The sequence below is a fragment of the Frankia sp. CcCS3 genome, from assembly GCF_977927575.1.
The window spans coordinates 1-638 of record NZ_CDWRCL010000162.1; the positions used below are offsets into that span (position 1 = coordinate 1).

Genomic DNA, 638 nt, shown 5'->3' on the forward strand with positions numbered 1-638 from the left:
GCGTTGCGCCGCGCGCGCCGCCGGCTGCGCCGGGACCTCGACCGCATTGGCGCGGAGCTGGCGAGCCTCGTGGACGAACGGCACCGGTTCGACGATCGGATGCGGCCGGTCGCCGGGCGGGTGGGCTCGAACGGGCCCCGACCCTCGAATGGGTCCCGACCGAGGGAGCGGGGCCTGCTGGGGGACGATGCCGTGCCGGAAAGGGAACTGCTCGCCGCGCGGCGTGCTCTCGACACCCGGGCGGACGAGCTTCGCCGGCGGGCGGATCGACTGCGCGGTGAGGCCGGCGCCGTCCTGGCTCAGAGGAATCATTCGCGATAGTCAGTCGACCGGGACCGGTCCGCGGTCGTGCACCGGGGCGAACCCCTGCCGGCGCGCCGCCGGGCCACGAGCTGCTGGGTCACCTGTTCGCGCTTGGTTCTTTCAAGATAATCAACAGTGTTGACGAACCTAGACAAACCATTTTCAATCTTGAAAAACCCCAAAAGAGACATAACCAAGCAACTGGGCGAATTGTGGGGAGCCAGTCACGGTTTGGGGACCGCAGACCGTGCCCAGGTCCCCCAAATTCACCGGCCGACGGCTGGCCGACGGATTGTGGTCGCCATGTGAGACCGAGCAAGCCTGGTACATCCATA

Annotated in this window: 1 pseudogene; it reads left to right on the forward strand. The window is 67.2% G+C overall.

Annotated elements, in window-relative coordinates:
• Positions 1 to 321: pseudogene (locus tag AC08OQ_RS14010) on the forward strand (hypothetical protein); the annotation flags it as partial.
• Between the last annotated feature and the right edge of the window lie 317 nt (positions 322 to 638).